A 14,775-nucleotide genomic window follows, 5' to 3' on the forward strand; every position below is an offset into this window, starting at 1 on the left:
CCCCATGCTGCCTCTGCTGCGCAAACTCATAGGCCGCCCGCCCGCGCGCCCCGGACGCGAACAGGCCCTGGCTTCGTTCAACAGCCGCTACAAAGACTTCAAGGAGCTGCTCCAGGCCAACGCGGATCTGGCCGGCGTGCTGGCCGCCCTGGACCAGGCCCAGCGCGGGGACAAAAGCATGGACGTGGGCCAGGTGCGCAAAAACGCGCGCCGGGCCGTGGTCTTCAGCGAGCGCATGGCCACAGCCCTCAACCACCTGGCCAACGGCGGCCAGACGGCCCTGCTGCGCACGGTGCGGGCCCTGGGCGCACGCATTGAAACAGAGCTGAGCCAACATGCCCAGGGCGACGTGGCCCAGCTGGTCCTTTCTCTGGATGAGGTGGACGCCAGCATGGCCTACAGCGTGGGCGGCAAAAACGCCAACCTGGGCGAACTGCGCAACATGCTCGCCATGCCCGTGCCGCGCGGCTTTGCCATCACTATTCAGGCGGGCAACATGTTTCTGCTGCGCACGCCCGGCCTGTTCAAAAGCATTTATGACCTGCTGCGCTCCGTGGATCCGGACAAACCCCAAGACATTGCCCTCATTGCACGCCAGGTGGAGCAACGCCTCCTGGCGGCCCCCATGCCGCCAGAAGTGGAAACGGCCCTGCTGGGAGCCTGGGACGCGGCCTTCGGCACCGGCGCGGACGTGGTGGCCGCCCTGCGCTCCAGCGCCATAGCCGAAGACGGCGTGCAGTCCTTTGCTGGCCAGTACCGCAGCATCCTGGGCGTAACCCGGCAGGATCTGCTCATGGCCTTCCGTCAGGTCATGGCCAGCCTCTTCTCCGCTCGCGCCCTGGCTTACCGCGCCGGGCACGGCTACGCCCTGGACGCCACGGGCATGGGCCTGTGCTGTCTGGAAATGGTCCGGGCCAAGGCGGCGGGCGTGGCTTTTTCACGCCATCCCGTAGACCTGCGCTCTAACTGCGTGGTCGTCAACGGGCTCTGGGGCCTGGGCGAAATGGTGGTGGACGGCTCCGGCACGCCGGACCAATGGCTGGTTTCGCGCGCCACGGGCAAAATCGTCAAGGCCGCCATAGCTCACAAAGAAATGCGCCTGCGCCTTTCCCGCACGCCGGGCGGTCTGGTGGAAGGCCTGCTGGAACCCGTGCCCGACGCCCTGCGCGACGTGCCCTGCCTGAGCGACGACCAGGCCCGCGCCCTGGCCCGCATGGTGCTGGATCTGGAACGCCACTACCAGTACCCCCAGGACATGGAATGGGCTGTGGACGAGGATGATCAGATTGTCCTGCTGCAAACCCGCCCCATGGGCCTGGACAGCACGGCCGAACTGGCCACTGCCCCGGCCCTGGGGCACCTGCGGCCCCTGCTGGCCGACGGCGACGTGGCCGCCAGGGGCGTGGGCTGCGGCCCCGTGACCCCCGTGGCCGAAGGCGAGGATATGACCCACTTTCCCGAAGGCGCGGTCATGCTTCTGGCCCACTCCTCCCCCAACGCCATGACGGCCATGCGCCGGGCCGCCGCCATCGTGGCGGAAACGGGCAGCCTCACCGGGCACATGGCCTCCCTCTGCCGGGAATTCGGCGTGCCCACAGTTATGAATCTGCCCGGAGCCATGAGTCTGCTCGCCCCCGGCCAGGTGGTGACCGTGGACGCCCTGTCCGGCCGGGTCTACGACGGCGAGGTGCCGGAACTCTTGCCCCTGCGTCTGGTGCGCCCCCGCAGCCGGACAGACAGCCCGGCCCTCATGTTGCTCCGGCGCGTAGCCCCCTATATCCTGCCTCTGCACCTGGTGGATCCACAAGCCGCCACCTTCAGCCCGGAGCACTGCACATCCCTGCACGACGTCATGCGCTACGCCCACGAGCTGAGCTACAGTCAGATGTTCCAGATCTCGGACAGCGTCAGCGAAAAAGACGCCGGTCTTGCCTGTCGGCTCACGGCCCCCATCCCCCTGGACCTCTACATCATTGACCTGGGCGGCGGCCTGCATGCCTCCGGCGCGACCACCGTCACCCCCGAAGACGTATGCAGCGCCCCTTTCCGCTGTCTGCTCCGGGGCATGCTCAGCCCGGCGGTACAGGCGCACGGGCCGCGCCCTGTGAACATGCGCGGCTTTCTCTCGGTCATGAGCCAGAGCGTCATCGGCGGCAATCAGGAATCCGGCGCGCGCTTCGGCCAGCGCAGCTACGCCATCATTTCCGACCGCTACCTCAACTTCTCCTCCCGCGTGGGCTACCACTACGCCATCGTGGACAGCTGGTGCGGCGAAACCCTCAGTAAAAACTACGTCCGCTTTGAGTTCGCCGGCGGGGCCGCCGGCAATGCGCAGCGCGAACGGCGCGTGCGCTGCATCGGACTGATCCTCAAAGAACTCGGCTTTACCGTGGAGATTACCGGTGATAGAATACGGGCACGCTTCCAAAAGTACCCGCGCCACGACCTCTGTACGCGTCTGGACCAATTGGGGCGTCTTTTAATCATGACCCGCCAGATGGATATGCTCATGGTGGACGAAGCAGCCGTGCAAACCTACGCCACCAAATTTCTCAACGGCGCATACCACTGACCGGGACAGTTGCGCGCCAGCGCGACGCTCCGCCGGAAGGCCCTCCCCCAGCCCACCCCGGCCCACCTTTTTGCTCCGAGGCCCCATGCCGCCCCACGCTTTCACCGCGCCCAACGCCGCACAAACCCCCAGCCCGACGCCCCCCCCGGACGCCGCGCCCCAACGCCTCCTCAGCCGCGACTTTATCCTGCTATTCTGCATGACCATGTTCTGCAACAGCTTTGTGGCCGTCTTCTACTGCTTTGAACAATGGCTGGAAAGACTCGCCGTCAGCCCCAACTGGCGCGGCGTGCTCATTTCCTCCATGTTCGCCATGGTGCTGCTGTTCCGCCCCCTGTCCAGCATTTTCTTCCTGCGTCGGGGCAAACTGCTGGCCGTGGGCACGGCCATCCTTATTTCCAGCGGCGTCATGCTGGCCTACGCCCACGTGAGCGGCCCGCATATGGTGGCGCTCATCTGGCTGCTGCGCATCGTCCAGGGCATTGCCCTGGCGGTCTTTTCCAGCTGTACCGTGGCCGTGCTGGTGAGCTGCATCCCCAAGGGCCAAAGCGCCCGCGGCTTCGCCCTCTTTTCCCTGACACTGCTGCTGCCCTATTCCGTCATCCCCGCCCTGGGTGAACAAATTCTGCCCCTGCTGGGCGGCGAGCCACACCTCTTCGGCTTCATGGGCCTGCTGGGCCTGCCCTCCCTGCTCATGCTCCTGCCCCTGGCCCCACGCCTGCGCAAACCAGAACTGCAAAACGTCACCGAGGGCGGCGTTTCCGGCCACGAACTCTGGCACGCCGTGCGCCATTCCGGCCTGTTCTTCGTCTACATGGCCTGTATGACCTTCAGCATCATGACCGTACTGGCCATCTTCTTCATGAAAGGCCTCTGCTCCGTTACCGGCGCCCAGCCGGCCTGGTTCTTCAGCACCTACACCCTCACGATCATCTTGGTGCGCCTTTTGGGCAGCCACCGGCTCGATTCCCTGCCCCGCTACCGCGTCACCCTGCTCTGCTGCGTTGTGCTGGCCTGCACCCAGCTGACCCTGGCCTGGGGCCCCCTCTGGACCTTTATCCCCGCCACCGCCCTCTACGGCCTGGGCCTGGGCCTGCTCTACCCCCTGCTGGCCGCCGCCGTCTACGACCGCTCCGCCCCCGACGCCCGCTCCCTCAACTCCAACATCATGATGGCCACCTTCGACGCCAGCGGCATGCTGGCCCCCCTCCTGGGCGGCATGGTCGTGGACGCGGGCTGGGGATACCGCGGCGTGTTCGTCACCACCGCCGTATCCATCGCCCTCTGCGGCTGCTGCATGCTCATCGATGGCCTGCGCCAACGCCAGCGCGCGCAAGAGCACGGGTAAGTGATGCGCTTTTTGTGGGGGGAGGGGGACTTTTGTGAACAAAAGTCCCCCTCCCCCCACACCCCCCACCCCTCAAAAAACTTCTTTTCCTCAAGCAACGCGACAGCCGTACCCTGGCAAGGAAACGGCCCCGCTCGGACGGGGATAGTACTCTTATGGTACAGACCCGGACGAAAAGGGCCGTTGACGCAGCCAGAGGGCAAACGCAAAAACGCCTGCCCGTCATCCGGGAATCCTGTGCGGCGAGGCGCTGCGAATTTTGTTCTCTGGCAAGGAAACGGCCCCGCTCGGACGGGGATAGTACTCTTATGGTACAGACCCGGACGAAAAGGGGCCGTTGACGCAGCCAGAGGGAAAACGCAAAAACGCCTGCCCGTCATCCGGGAATCCTGTGCGGCGAGGCGCTGCGAATTTTGTTCTCTGGCAAGGAAACGGCCCCGCTCGGACGGGGATAGTACTCTTATGGTACAGACCCGGACGAAAAGGGGCCGTTGACGCAGCCAGAGGGAAAACGCAAAAACGCCTGCCCGTCATCCGGGAATCCTGTGCGGCGAGGCGCTGCGAATTTTGTTCTCTGGCAAGGAAACGGCCCCGCTCGGACGGGGATAGTACTCTTATGGTACAGACCCGGACGAAAAGGGGCCGTTGACGCAGCCAGAGGGAAAACGCAAAAACGCCTGCCCGTCATCCGGGAATCCTGTGCGGCGAGGCGCTGCGAATTTTGTTCTCTGGCAAGGAAACGGCCCCGCTCGGACGGGGATAGTACTCTTATGGTACAGACCCGGACGAAAAGAGGCCGTTGACGCAGCCAGAGGGAAAACGCAAAAACGCCTGCCCGTCATCCGGGAATCCTGTGCGGCGAGGCGCTGCGAATTTTGTTCTCTGGCAAGGAAACGGCCCCGCTCGGACGGGGATAGTACTCTTATGGTACAGACCCGGACGAAAAGGGGCCGTTGACGCAGCCAGAGGGCAAAATTCGCGCGCCTCGCCGCACAGGATATGTAATAAGAATGGAGGCGTAACACATTCGCCATACACCCGGCGTAACTCCTGATTACTTGTAAACAAAAAGACTTCAGGAGTCTGCCATGTCCGGGCCGTCCGCTTCCTGCCCGCTCTTGTGCGGGCAGCGTCCCAAGCCGCCCCTGCCAACGGCGTTTTTATGTCACCCTACCCACTGGCAAACAGCCGCCCCCTTGCCCGTGAGCCACGCGGATAGCGCAGCTGAAGCCCGACTGCTGGAAGATGTGCTGCGCTCCAAGGCCGTGCGCACCGTACTGCAGCCCATTGTGTCGCTACGCGATGGATCGGTTTTCGGCTACGAGGCCCTTAGCCGGGGCCCGGCGGGCAGCCTTCTGGAAAAGCCGGACGCGCTTATTGCGGCGGCCCTGCGCCATGGACGCATGCTGGAGCTGGAGCACCTTTTCCGTCACCGCGCCCTGCGCACGGCCCGCCGCCTGCCCGCGGGCCTGCGCCTTTTTCTCAACGTCAACCCCAACATTATTCAGGACGCACGCTTCCGTGAGGGCTTCACCCGCGAATATCTGACGCGCTTTGCCATCTGCGCCGAAGACATCGTTTTTGAGATCACCGAACGTGAATCCGTGGCCAATCTGCGGGATTTTCTGGGCATTATTGAACATTACAAAACGCAGAACTACAAGATCAGCATTGACGACGCCGGGGCGGGCTATTCCGGCCTCAACCTCATTTCCGACGTGCAGCCGCACTTTATCAAGCTGGATATGCGACTGGTGCGCGGGGTGGACAAGGATCTGGTGCGCCAGGCCCTGATCCGCAGCATGCAGGAGTTCGCCTCCCTCACCAACACGCGCATCATCGCCGAAGGCATTGAAACCGAGGCCGAGCTGGCCACCCTGGTGGGCTTTGACGTGCCCTACGGCCAGGGCTTTTACCTGCGCAGACCCCACCCAGACCCGCTCCCGCCCGAAGCCGCCGCCCTGCGGGTCATCCAGCGCGAGAATAAAGTCAAAAACCGCTTTTTCGGCGCGCGGGTCCACAAATTCCACGTCAAAAACATCTGCCGCCCCGGCGTGAGCCTGCCGCCCTCTACCCCCATTGCCGACCTGGTGGAGCTGTTTGACAAGGATCCCGCCCTCCACGGCCTCTGCGTAGTCAGGGACGGCCTGCCCCTGGGCACGGTGACGCGCCACCGACTGCACCGCCAGTTGGGCGGCAGGTTCGGCTTTTCTCTGTTCGCGGGCAAAACTGTGGATGTGGTCATGGACACAAACTTTCTGCGTGTGGAGTACCAGACCACCATTGACCGGGTGGCCCGGCAGGCCATGCTGCGAGAGGACGAAAAGCTCTATGATTTCGTGGTGGTGACCCGTGAAGGCCGCTATCTGGGCGTAGTCACTGTCAAAGAACTGCTGGAAAAAAGCATTGAGTTGGAAGTGGCCAATGCCCGTCAGCTCAATCCGCTTTCCGAACTGCCGGGCAACGCCCTCATCGATATTGAGCTGGAACGCATGGTGCGCCTGGGGCTGTCCGCCTGCGTACTTTATTTCGATATAGACAACTTCAAACCCTACAACGACAAATACGGCTTCAACAATGGCGACAAGGTACTTAAACGCCTTTCGTCCATCATCCGGGAGTGCGTTCCGGAGCAATCCTTTGTGGGCCATATCGGCGGGGACGACTTCATCGCCGTTTGCTCCTGCCAACAGGCCGCATCCATCTGCCAGGCCTGCCTCAAGGCCTTCGGCCAGGCCGTGCCCGCGTTTTACAGCCCCGAAGACGCGGCGCGCGGCCATATGGACGGCAAAAACCGAGCGGGAGAAGAAGAACGCTTTCCGCTCATGTCCCTGAGCATTGTGGGCGTCAACGCCGCCCACCACCAGAGCGTGGCCGACCTGGCCCGCGCCGCCGCAACCCTCAAAAAACAGTGCAAATCCCTGCCAGGCAGCAACTACAGCCTCACCAGCTGAACCGCGGCTGCGTCGCACGCCTGCAACGTCCCCTTACAGGAGATTCCATGCCGCTCAGCCGCAAACTTTTTCTCTCCTTTGCGGGCATCATCGTCCTCATCCTGCTGCAGTTTATTGTTCTGCTCCGCGGCGCCGAAGACCTCAACACCGCAGTGGCCCGCATGGACCAGGAACTGCTGCCCTCGGTGGTGGCTGTGCAGTCCATGAATATGCAGCTCTATTCCGCGCGTTCAGACCTGGCCGCCCTCACCACCCACACGGACAAAGTCACCATTACGGAATACCACAGTCGCATCAAGCGCACCCTGCGCCAGATGGAACGCCAGGCCGCCGCCTATGACGCGCTCCTCGCGCAACGCCAGGGCCGCGTGGCCGACGCGACCGCCAAACTCTGGACCAACATCACGGAGCAGCTGCGCCTGGCCGAAAAACCGCGCCTGGAGGTTGTGCGCCTGGCTTCTGAGGGCGATACGGACGGGGCCATTGCCCTGTTTACCCGCGACCGCGCCGACTTTTTGCGCCTGGCGCGCTATTTTGACCAGCTGGTGACGGCGGACGTGGCGGCGGGCCGCGCAGAAGCCGCCCAGGCGCATCAGGATGTACGCCGCCTGCTGCGCCGCGCGGGCGCGTTGAGCCTGGCCGTGATCTGCGTCAGCCTGCTGGTGGCCTGCGCCATTACCATCTCTGTGCAGCGGCAGCTGGGGGCGGACCCGGCCCGCCTCTGCCGCATCGCCGCCCAGGTGGCCGATGGCGCCTACACCCTGGAGCACCGCCGCCCGCCCCACGGCGTCTACGCCGCCATTGTGCGTATGGTGGAGGCACTCAAAACCCATATCGAAAATGCCCGCCGCGAATCCCAGCGGGCCCGTCAGGAAGCCCTGCGCGCCGCCGCGGCTCTGGAACAGGCCCAGCAGGCCGAAGAGGCGGCCAAAACCAAAAGCGCTGCGCTGCTGCAGGCCGCCACATCCCTGGAAGACGTGGCCCAGGTGGTTGCCGAAGCATCCGGGCAACTGGCCCACAGTACAGAGCAGACCGGCCACGCCGCCGCTCTCACCGCCAGCCGGCTCACGGCCGCAGCCGACGCCACCCAGTCCATGCACGACGCCGCCCGCCAGGTAGCCCAAAGCGCCGCCACAGCCGCAGCCTCCTCCGCCCGGACCAGAGCTGAAGCCGAAGCCGGTGCAACCATCGTCCGTCAATCCCTGCAAGGCATGGAAAAGGTGCAGCAGGCTTCCCTGCGCCTCAAGGAAGACATGGCCCAGCTGCACGGCCGCGCCCAGGGCGTCGCCCGCGTCGTGGACGTCATTGCGGACATTGCGGACCAGACCAACCTCCTGGCCCTCAACGCCGCCATTGAAGCCGCCCGCGCCGGAGAGGCTGGCCGGGGCTTCGCCGTGGTGGCGCAGGAAGTGCGCAACCTGGCCGAAAAAACCGTCGTCTCCACCCGCGACGTGCACGCCGCCGTGGCCGCCATGCAGCAAAGCGCCGGGCAAAGCATGACCTCTCTGGACGCCGCCCTGAAAACCATTGCCGCAACCACCGGCCTCGCCCGCCAGTCCGGCACGGCCCTGGAAACCATCGTCGCCACCGTGGACGCCACGGCAGACCAGGTGCGCCGCATCGCCGAAACCGGCGCAGGCCAGGCCCAAAACGCCGCCGCCGTGGCCGAGCATATCCACAACGTCAGCCAAAACGCCGCCGAAACCGCCAGCCATATGAAAGCCGCTGTTGCCGCCGTGGACGGTATGGCCGCCCAGGCCAGACATTTGGCCGGTCTGGTGGAAAAAATGAAGCAATAAAAAACTTCTTTCCCTCAGGGGACGCGCCGGGCATACCCTGGTCAAAATGTTTTTCCAGCACAAAAGGCTGTGGAAGCTGTGCACAAAAAGCAATGCGTCGACAATTACAACAAAACATCAACCATACCATATAATTTTAAAGCATCTATTCATTGCCCTCAATTTTTCACATAGCCAACTTGATTTCTTTCCATTTCTCTCCTGGATACAGCATAATTGCAGCAAAAAAGCGCACCTTTCCCATTGGACAAGGTACGCTCTGCGCTGTTCTGTAAGAAAGTAACGTTTTTTGAAGGATGGGGAGCATGGGGGGAAGGGAACTTTTGTGAACAAAAGTTCCCTTCCCCCCACTGTAAAAAAGTTCCGAATTCCGAGTTCCGGGTCCGGGCTGCGGCGCGTCCTTACTGGTTTTTGCCCAGTTCCAGGGCTGCCAGATTGGCGGGGTGGAGTTTGGGCGGCAGGTATTTTTTGATGGCGGCGGCCAGGGCGTCGGGGCCGAAGGGCAGCAGGCCGGAGGCGCAGACGGCGCCCAGCAGCACGGTATTGCCGCTCTGCACGGAGCCGGCCTGGCGGCCCAGGGTACGGCAGGGCAAAAAGCGGCAGTGACCGGCCACGTCTTTGGCCTTGGCTTCGATATGGGCCAGGTCCGGGTAGGGAGTTTGGCCCAGGGAAACGCTCAGGGGCGGCAGGGGGTCACTGTTGGAAAAGATGGCGCCGCCGGGCCGCAGATAGGGCAGGCCGCGCAGGGTTTCCAGGGGTTCAAAGCCCAGCAGCAGGTCGGCTTCGCCCAGGTCCAGTTTGGGCGAACGCCAGCCGCCCAGAAGTAGTACGGATTCCACCACGCCGCCACGTTGAGCCATGCCGTGCACTTCGCCGGCCACCACGTCCAGACCGGCGTCCAGGGCCGTACGGGCCAGCAGGGTGGTGGCCGTCAGCGTGCCCTGACCACCCACACCGGTAAAATAGATGCGTATTTTTTTCTGCGTGTCGTGTGTGCTCATGGTATTCTCCCTTACCGCTTGCGCGCTTTAAAGGCCGAGGGCGCGATTTGCAGGCAGACCATGCAGCCCGTGCAGAGGCTGGGGTCCACCGCCAAGTCATCGCCCTGGCGGTAAAAGGCCGGGCAGGCCAGTTCGCGCAGGCAGGTCATGGCCGCCTCGCCCTGCTCCACCACTTCGGCCACCTGCGGCTGGGCTTTTTTGAGCTGCCGCCGGGCGTAGAGCACGCAGGGTTCTTCGGTAATGAGCACGCGCACGCCGTGCTGGGTCTTCATTTCTTCCAGGGCGCGGATGACGGCCCTGACGTTGAAAGAGCGCACCTTGGCGCACTGGGTCACGCCCAGGGCGCGCACGATGGTTTCAATGTCCAGGTGCTGGCTCATGGAGCCCAGCATATCCTGTACCATGCCGGGGTTGGGCTGGTGGCCGGTCATGGCCGTGGTGCCGTTGTCCAGCACCACCAGGATGAGGTCGTGCCGGTTGAACACGGCGTTGGCCAGGCCCGTCATGCCGGAGTGAAAGAAGGTGGAATCGCCGATAAAGGCCACCACCGGCTTGCCCGAGGCGCGGGCAAAACCGCTGCCCGCCGAAACAGACGAGCCCATACAGACCAGAAAATCCGCCGTGCGCAGGGGCGGCAGCATACCCAGGGTGTAGCAACCGATGTCCGTGGAGTAGTAGGCCTCGTCGCCAAAGACTTTGCGGGCCGCATAGTACACGGCCCGGTGCGAACAGCCGGGGCAGAGGTTGGGCGGCCGGCCGGGCAGATCTTTTTCCACAGCGCGGGCGGGTTTGGCCGGACAGGGCATGTCCAGCCAGGCGGCCAGGCGACGCATGACCAGCGTGGTGGAGTATTCGCCCCGGCCGGTGAGATCTTGATTTTTGCCCTCGATGCGCACGGCAAGGCCCAAGCGCTGAACCAGGGCGCGCACGTCCTGCTCCAGCAGGTCCGCGCCTTCTTCCAGCACCAGCACGCGGTCGCAGCGGCGCAGAAAGTCGCCCAGGAGTTCCGTGGGCAGGGGCCAGGTCATGCCCAGTTCCAGGGTGCGGATGCGGCCTTCCCAGCCGCCGGAGGCCAGAGCGTCCGCCAGGTAGGCGCGGGCCACGCCGCTGGTGATGATGCCCAGGCGGGTGGGGGCTTCGGGTTCGCGCACCTGGTTAAAGCGGCTGCCTTCGGCAAACTGGCGGGCCTTTTCCATCACTGCGTCCAGGGCCGCGTGGCGCGCGCGGGCCACGGCGGGCACGGGCACAAAACGGCCGGGGTTGCGGGCAAAAGGCACCTTGGGTTGCGGGGCGGGCAGGTCGTCAAAATCCACGGGGCCGCGCATGTGGCTGATGCGCGTGGTGGTGCGCAGCATGACCGGCTGCTGCAGCTCCCGGGCCAGGCGAAAGGCCTCGCGCGTCATGTCCTTGGCTTCTTGAGCCGCAGCGGGCTCAAAGCAGGGCAGTTGGGCAAAGCGGGCGTAGGTGCGGTTGTCCTGCTCGTTCTGGCTGGAGTGACAGCCGGGATCGTCCGCCGTAAGCACCACCATGCCGCCGGGCAGGCCCGTATAGACACAGGTGAACAGGGGGTCTGCCGCCACGTTGAGGCCCACATGCTTCATGGTCACCAAGCTCATGGCTCCGGCCAGGGCCGCGCCCGCCGCCACCTCCAGGGCCACCTTCTCGTTGACGGAATATTCCATGCGGTAGCGGCCTTCGCCGCCCAGGGCGTGGAAGGTGTCCGGCACTTCAGAAGAGGGCGTGCCCGGATAACAGCTCACCATATGCACGCCCGCTTCCAGCGCGCCGCGCACGATGGCCTCGTTGCCCAACAGCAGATGGCGCTCCCCGCGGACGCCGCGCAACAAAGGATGTTCGCTCATGCTTCCTCCCGGCCCCGGCGCATGGCGCGCGGACCGTCATTGGATACTGACCCGTCCGGCGGCGCAAGCCTGAGGCCGCGCCGCCGGAACGTATGGAAAAAATCGGACGCTGCCCGTGTTACGGGGCCTCCGGTGGCGACAAGACCCCCGCCCCAGGAGCATTGCTGCCGCAGGGGACCGCACGGGACGTTCCCGACGCAAAGGGAAGAACCGGCGCAACCCGGAAAAACTGTTATTGCTTCTGCTCTCCGGCGGGCGCGTCCGTGGCGGCGGAGGCCGCCCTGGCGGCTTCTTCCTTCACCACCTGGGGGGCCAGGCGTTCCGCGCAGGCGCGGAAATAGTCGCCGCCCGCGCCCTGCGTTTCACGCGCCAGGGCCAGATAGACCTTGGCGGCCTCCTGCGGCTGTCCGGCCACGGCGGCGGCCTCGGCCAGCATCTGCCTGAGCTGCGGCGCGCGCACCTCACCCGGCAGGCTGCTTTGAAGCCTTTGCAGCAGGGCCAGCGCTTCGGCGGCCTTACCGGCCTTGAGCAGCGCCCCGGCTTCATTGAAGCCGGCAGCCAGGCCCAACGCGCCCTTGGGGTCTTCGGCGGCGGCAGCGGCATAGGCCTGGGCCGCCACGTCGGGCTGATTCTGGGCCAGGGCGCTTTGCCCCAAGGTCATGCGCACGGCAAAGCGAACCGAACCGTGGGCTTTTTCAGCCAGGGACTGCAAAGAAGCCACCTGCTGCGCCCCGCTCTCAAGCAGGGCAACGCGGGCCAGGTCGTCACGCGAGGCTTCGCCGCGTGAGCTGTGGTACCAACGCCAGACGCCCGTACCGCCCAGCACCAGCAAAAGCAGCACCACCACCCCGGCGATGACGCCGGCGTGACGCAGCATGAATTGCAGCAAAGGCGCACTTTCGGCGCTCACTTCGGATTGGAGGTCGCGCAGCAGGGGCGATTCCGGCGCGCCTTGATTCTTTTGCGGATTCATGTATCAAAACTCCTTGGGGGGGGGCCGATGCGCCAGGGAAGCGCGTCGGCGCGGACATGGGCGCAAGCCCTTTTTATAGGCACAAGCCGCCCCCCTGTCAAAATAAATATCCCTGCAATATCCGCCCCCGCCGGGACCACGCGGCTGCATCCCTTTGCCCGGCGCACGGCGTTTGCCTGCCGTTGCCGCGTCGCGGGCCACGGCAAACCAAGGAGATGCCATGACTCTGGCGGAAGAAATGCAAACTCTGGGCCTGCGGGCGCGGGCTGCGGCCCGCTTGCTGGCCAAGGCCAGCCCCGAAGCCAAATCGCGCGCCCTGCTGCACTTGGCCGACCTGCTGCAAACCCACCAGCAGGCCATACTGGCGGCCAATACCGCAGATGTGGAGGCGGCCCGCCAGGCCGGGCAGGACGCCCCGCGCCTGGACCGGCTGACCCTGACCCCGGCCATTATGGAAGAAATGCGCGCCGCCTGCCGCCATGTGGCCGCCCTGCCCGACCCCGTGGGGGCCACCGAGCGCCAGTGGCAGCGGCCCAACGGCCTGCTGGTGGGCCGCATGCGCGTCCCTCTGGGCGTCATTGCCATGGTCTACGAGGCCCGGCCCAACGTCACCATCGACGCGGCCATCCTTTGCCTCAAGGCGGGCAACGCCGTGATCCTGCGCGGGGGCAGCGAAGCTCTGGGCTCCAATAAAGCCTTGGCCGCCCTGCTGCAGCAGGCCCTCCTTGCGGCGGGGCTTCCCGCCGACGCAGTCCAGCTGGTGGCCGTGCCCGGACACGAGGCCGTCACCGCCCTCTGCAAGCTGGACGCCTATATTGACGTAATGATCCCGCGCGGGGGCGAGGGCCTGGTGCGGGCCGTTACCGCAGCGGCCACCATGCCGGTGCTCAAGCACTTCAAGGGCGTCTGTCACGCCTTTGTGGACGTGGATGCGGATATTACGCAGGCATTGGACATTGTTTACAATGGTAAAGTGCAGCGCCCCGGCGTGTGCAATGCGTTGGAATGCCTGCTGGTGCACAAGGGCGCGGCCGCGGCCTTTCTGCCCCTGGTGGGGGCGCGTCTGGGCGCGGCCGGGGTGGAATTTCGCGCCTGCCCGGCGTCCTTTCCCCTGTTGGCCGCCGCGCCTGAAGCGCGGGTCACGGCCCAGAGCCCCGACGATTTCGGTCAGGAGTTTCACGCCTTAATTCTGGCCGTGCGCGTAGTGGAAGACCTGGACGCGGCGCTGGACCACATTGCCCGCTACGGTTCCAACCATACGGAAATCATCTGCACCCGCAACCTGGACCACGCCCGCCGCTTCCTGCGTGAGGCGGACGCCTCCATGGTGGCGGTCAACGCCTCCAGCCGCTTTAACGATGGCGGCCAGTTGGGTCTGGGCGCGGAAATTGGCATTTCCACCTCCAAGCTGCACGCCTACGGCCCCATGGGCGTAGAAGAGCTCACCACCACCAAGTTTGTGGTTCTGGGGCAAGGGCAGGTACGGCCCTAGATGCCTGCAAAACCCCGTCCGGCGGGCACTGCTCCGGCGGACGCCACACCCGCCGCGGACAAAACCGCCAGCCGCGCCCACAAGGGCCCGTCGGCGGGCCTGGCCATTCTGGGCGGCAGCTTCAATCCGCCCCATGTGGGGCATTTGCGCCTGGCCATTGAGGTGCGCGAACTTCTGGGCCCGCGCGTGCGCGGGGTGGACCTGGTGCCCTGCGCCGTGCCGCCGCACAAACGCGCGGCAAGCCTGCTGCCCTTTGCGCTGCGCGCCGCCATGCTGGAGGCGGCCACGGCCGACCTGCCCGACCTGCACTGCAACCGGCTGGAGGGCCGACGGCCCGGCCCTTCCTACACCTGGGACACGCTCTGCGCCTATCGGCACGCCCTGCCGGACACGACGCTGTATTTTGTGCTCGGCAGCCCCAACCTGCCCTTGCTTCCCTCCTGGCGCAACGGCCTGGCCCTGCCGGAGCTCTGCCATTTGCTGGTAGTGCCGCGTGAAGGACAGGACGCGGCATTTTTTGCTTCCACCGTACGTCGGCTCTGGCCCACCGCGCGTGAGCGCGCACCTTTACTGCCGGGCTGTCCCTGCCTGGATCTGCCGGGCGGAGGGAGTGCCGTTTTTGCGCCCCTGCCCTGGCTGGACGTGAGCGCCTCGCGGCTGCGGCAGCTCTGGCTCGCCGGCCGGCGAACGGACTTTCTGACGCCCCCCGTGGTGCTGCGGATGCTGGAGGCCGCGCGCCCGGTCGTCATGCAGCACTGGCAAAAAAAGGATTGA

9 protein-coding genes are annotated in these 14,775 nt (G+C 65.2%); 6 read left to right on the plus strand and 3 right to left on the minus strand.

Going from position 1 to position 14,775, the window contains the following annotated elements; all coding sequences use genetic code 11:
* The first annotated feature begins 4 nt into the window (after positions 1 to 4).
* The 4 genes from J7I12_RS08310 to J7I12_RS08325 all read left to right on the plus strand — a co-directional run bounded on the left by J7I12_RS08310 (position 5) and on the right by J7I12_RS08325 (position 8,673).
* Complete coding sequence (locus J7I12_RS08310) at positions 5 to 2,572, plus strand: PEP/pyruvate-binding domain-containing protein (RefSeq protein WP_208360719.1); 2,568 nt, start codon at positions 5 to 7, stop codon at positions 2,570 to 2,572.
* A gap of 85 nt (positions 2,573 to 2,657) precedes the next feature.
* A complete protein-coding gene (locus tag J7I12_RS08315) occupies positions 2,658 to 3,920 on the plus strand; it encodes an MFS transporter (protein WP_118230795.1) in 1,263 nt (420 codons plus the stop codon).
* A 1,088-nt stretch (positions 3,921 to 5,008) separates the two neighbouring features.
* Entirely contained in the window at positions 5,009 to 6,874 is a 1,866-nt protein-coding gene (locus J7I12_RS08320; RefSeq protein ID WP_208360718.1) for a bifunctional diguanylate cyclase/phosphodiesterase, read from the plus strand.
* A 47-nt stretch (positions 6,875 to 6,921) separates the two neighbouring features.
* The gene (locus J7I12_RS08325) at positions 6,922 to 8,673 is read left to right on the plus strand and encodes a HAMP domain-containing methyl-accepting chemotaxis protein (protein ID WP_208360717.1); all 1,752 of its coding nucleotides are present in this window, start codon (positions 6,922 to 6,924) and stop codon (positions 8,671 to 8,673) included.
* Positions 8,674 to 9,074: 401 nt separating this feature from the next.
* On the opposite strand, the gene J7I12_RS08330 is transcribed toward J7I12_RS08325, so the two are convergent.
* The 3 genes from J7I12_RS08330 to J7I12_RS08340 form a co-directional block, all read right to left on the minus strand.
* Positions 9,075 to 9,674, minus strand: coding sequence for an indolepyruvate oxidoreductase subunit beta (locus J7I12_RS08330; RefSeq protein ID WP_118230755.1), 600 nt, complete (start codon positions 9,672 to 9,674; stop codon positions 9,075 to 9,077).
* An 11-nt stretch (positions 9,675 to 9,685) separates the two neighbouring features.
* A complete protein-coding gene (gene iorA, locus J7I12_RS08335; RefSeq protein WP_208360716.1) occupies positions 9,686 to 11,536 on the minus strand; it encodes an indolepyruvate ferredoxin oxidoreductase subunit alpha in 1,851 nt (616 codons plus the stop codon).
* Between the two features lie 232 nt (positions 11,537 to 11,768).
* Entirely contained in the window at positions 11,769 to 12,509 is a 741-nt protein-coding gene (locus J7I12_RS08340) for a tetratricopeptide repeat protein (protein WP_208360715.1), read from the minus strand.
* Positions 12,510 to 12,729: 220 nt separating this feature from the next.
* Here J7I12_RS08340 and J7I12_RS08345 point away from each other — a divergent pair, with 220 nt between their 5' ends.
* Complete coding sequence (locus J7I12_RS08345; RefSeq protein WP_208360713.1) at positions 12,730 to 14,001, plus strand: glutamate-5-semialdehyde dehydrogenase; 1,272 nt, start codon at positions 12,730 to 12,732, stop codon at positions 13,999 to 14,001.
* On the plus strand, positions 14,002 to 14,775 hold the full coding sequence (locus J7I12_RS08350; RefSeq protein ID WP_118230759.1) for a nicotinate-nicotinamide nucleotide adenylyltransferase: 774 nt from the start codon (positions 14,002 to 14,004) through the stop codon (positions 14,773 to 14,775). It begins immediately after the preceding gene.

The organism is Desulfovibrio diazotrophicus (genome assembly GCF_902498985.2).
GTDB classification, from domain to species: Bacteria; Desulfobacterota; Desulfovibrionia; order Desulfovibrionales; family Desulfovibrionaceae; genus Desulfovibrio; species Desulfovibrio legallii.

What these genes read in the sequence shown, in the direction of transcription:
- J7I12_RS08310 (WP_208360719.1), top strand. Translation starts at nt 5, where the DNA reads ATGCTGCCTCTGCTGCGCAAACTCATAGGCCGCCCGCCCGCGCGCCCC.
- J7I12_RS08315 (WP_118230795.1), top strand. Translation starts at nt 2,658, where the DNA reads ATGCCGCCCCACGCTTTCACCGCGCCCAACGCCGCACAAACCCCCAGC.
- J7I12_RS08320 (WP_208360718.1), top strand. Translation starts at nt 5,009, where the DNA reads ATGTCCGGGCCGTCCGCTTCCTGCCCGCTCTTGTGCGGGCAGCGTCCC.
- J7I12_RS08325 (WP_208360717.1), top strand. Translation starts at nt 6,922, where the DNA reads ATGCCGCTCAGCCGCAAACTTTTTCTCTCCTTTGCGGGCATCATCGTC.
- J7I12_RS08330 (WP_118230755.1), bottom strand. Translation starts at nt 9,674, where the DNA reads ATGAGCACACACGACACGCAGAAAAAAATACGCATCTATTTTACCGGT.
- iorA (WP_208360716.1), bottom strand. Translation starts at nt 11,536, where the DNA reads ATGAGCGAACATCCTTTGTTGCGCGGCGTCCGCGGGGAGCGCCATCTG.
- J7I12_RS08340 (WP_208360715.1), bottom strand. Translation starts at nt 12,509, where the DNA reads ATGAATCCGCAAAAGAATCAAGGCGCGCCGGAATCGCCCCTGCTGCGC.
- J7I12_RS08345 (WP_208360713.1), top strand. Translation starts at nt 12,730, where the DNA reads ATGACTCTGGCGGAAGAAATGCAAACTCTGGGCCTGCGGGCGCGGGCT.
- J7I12_RS08350 (WP_118230759.1), top strand. Translation starts at nt 14,002, where the DNA reads ATGCCTGCAAAACCCCGTCCGGCGGGCACTGCTCCGGCGGACGCCACA.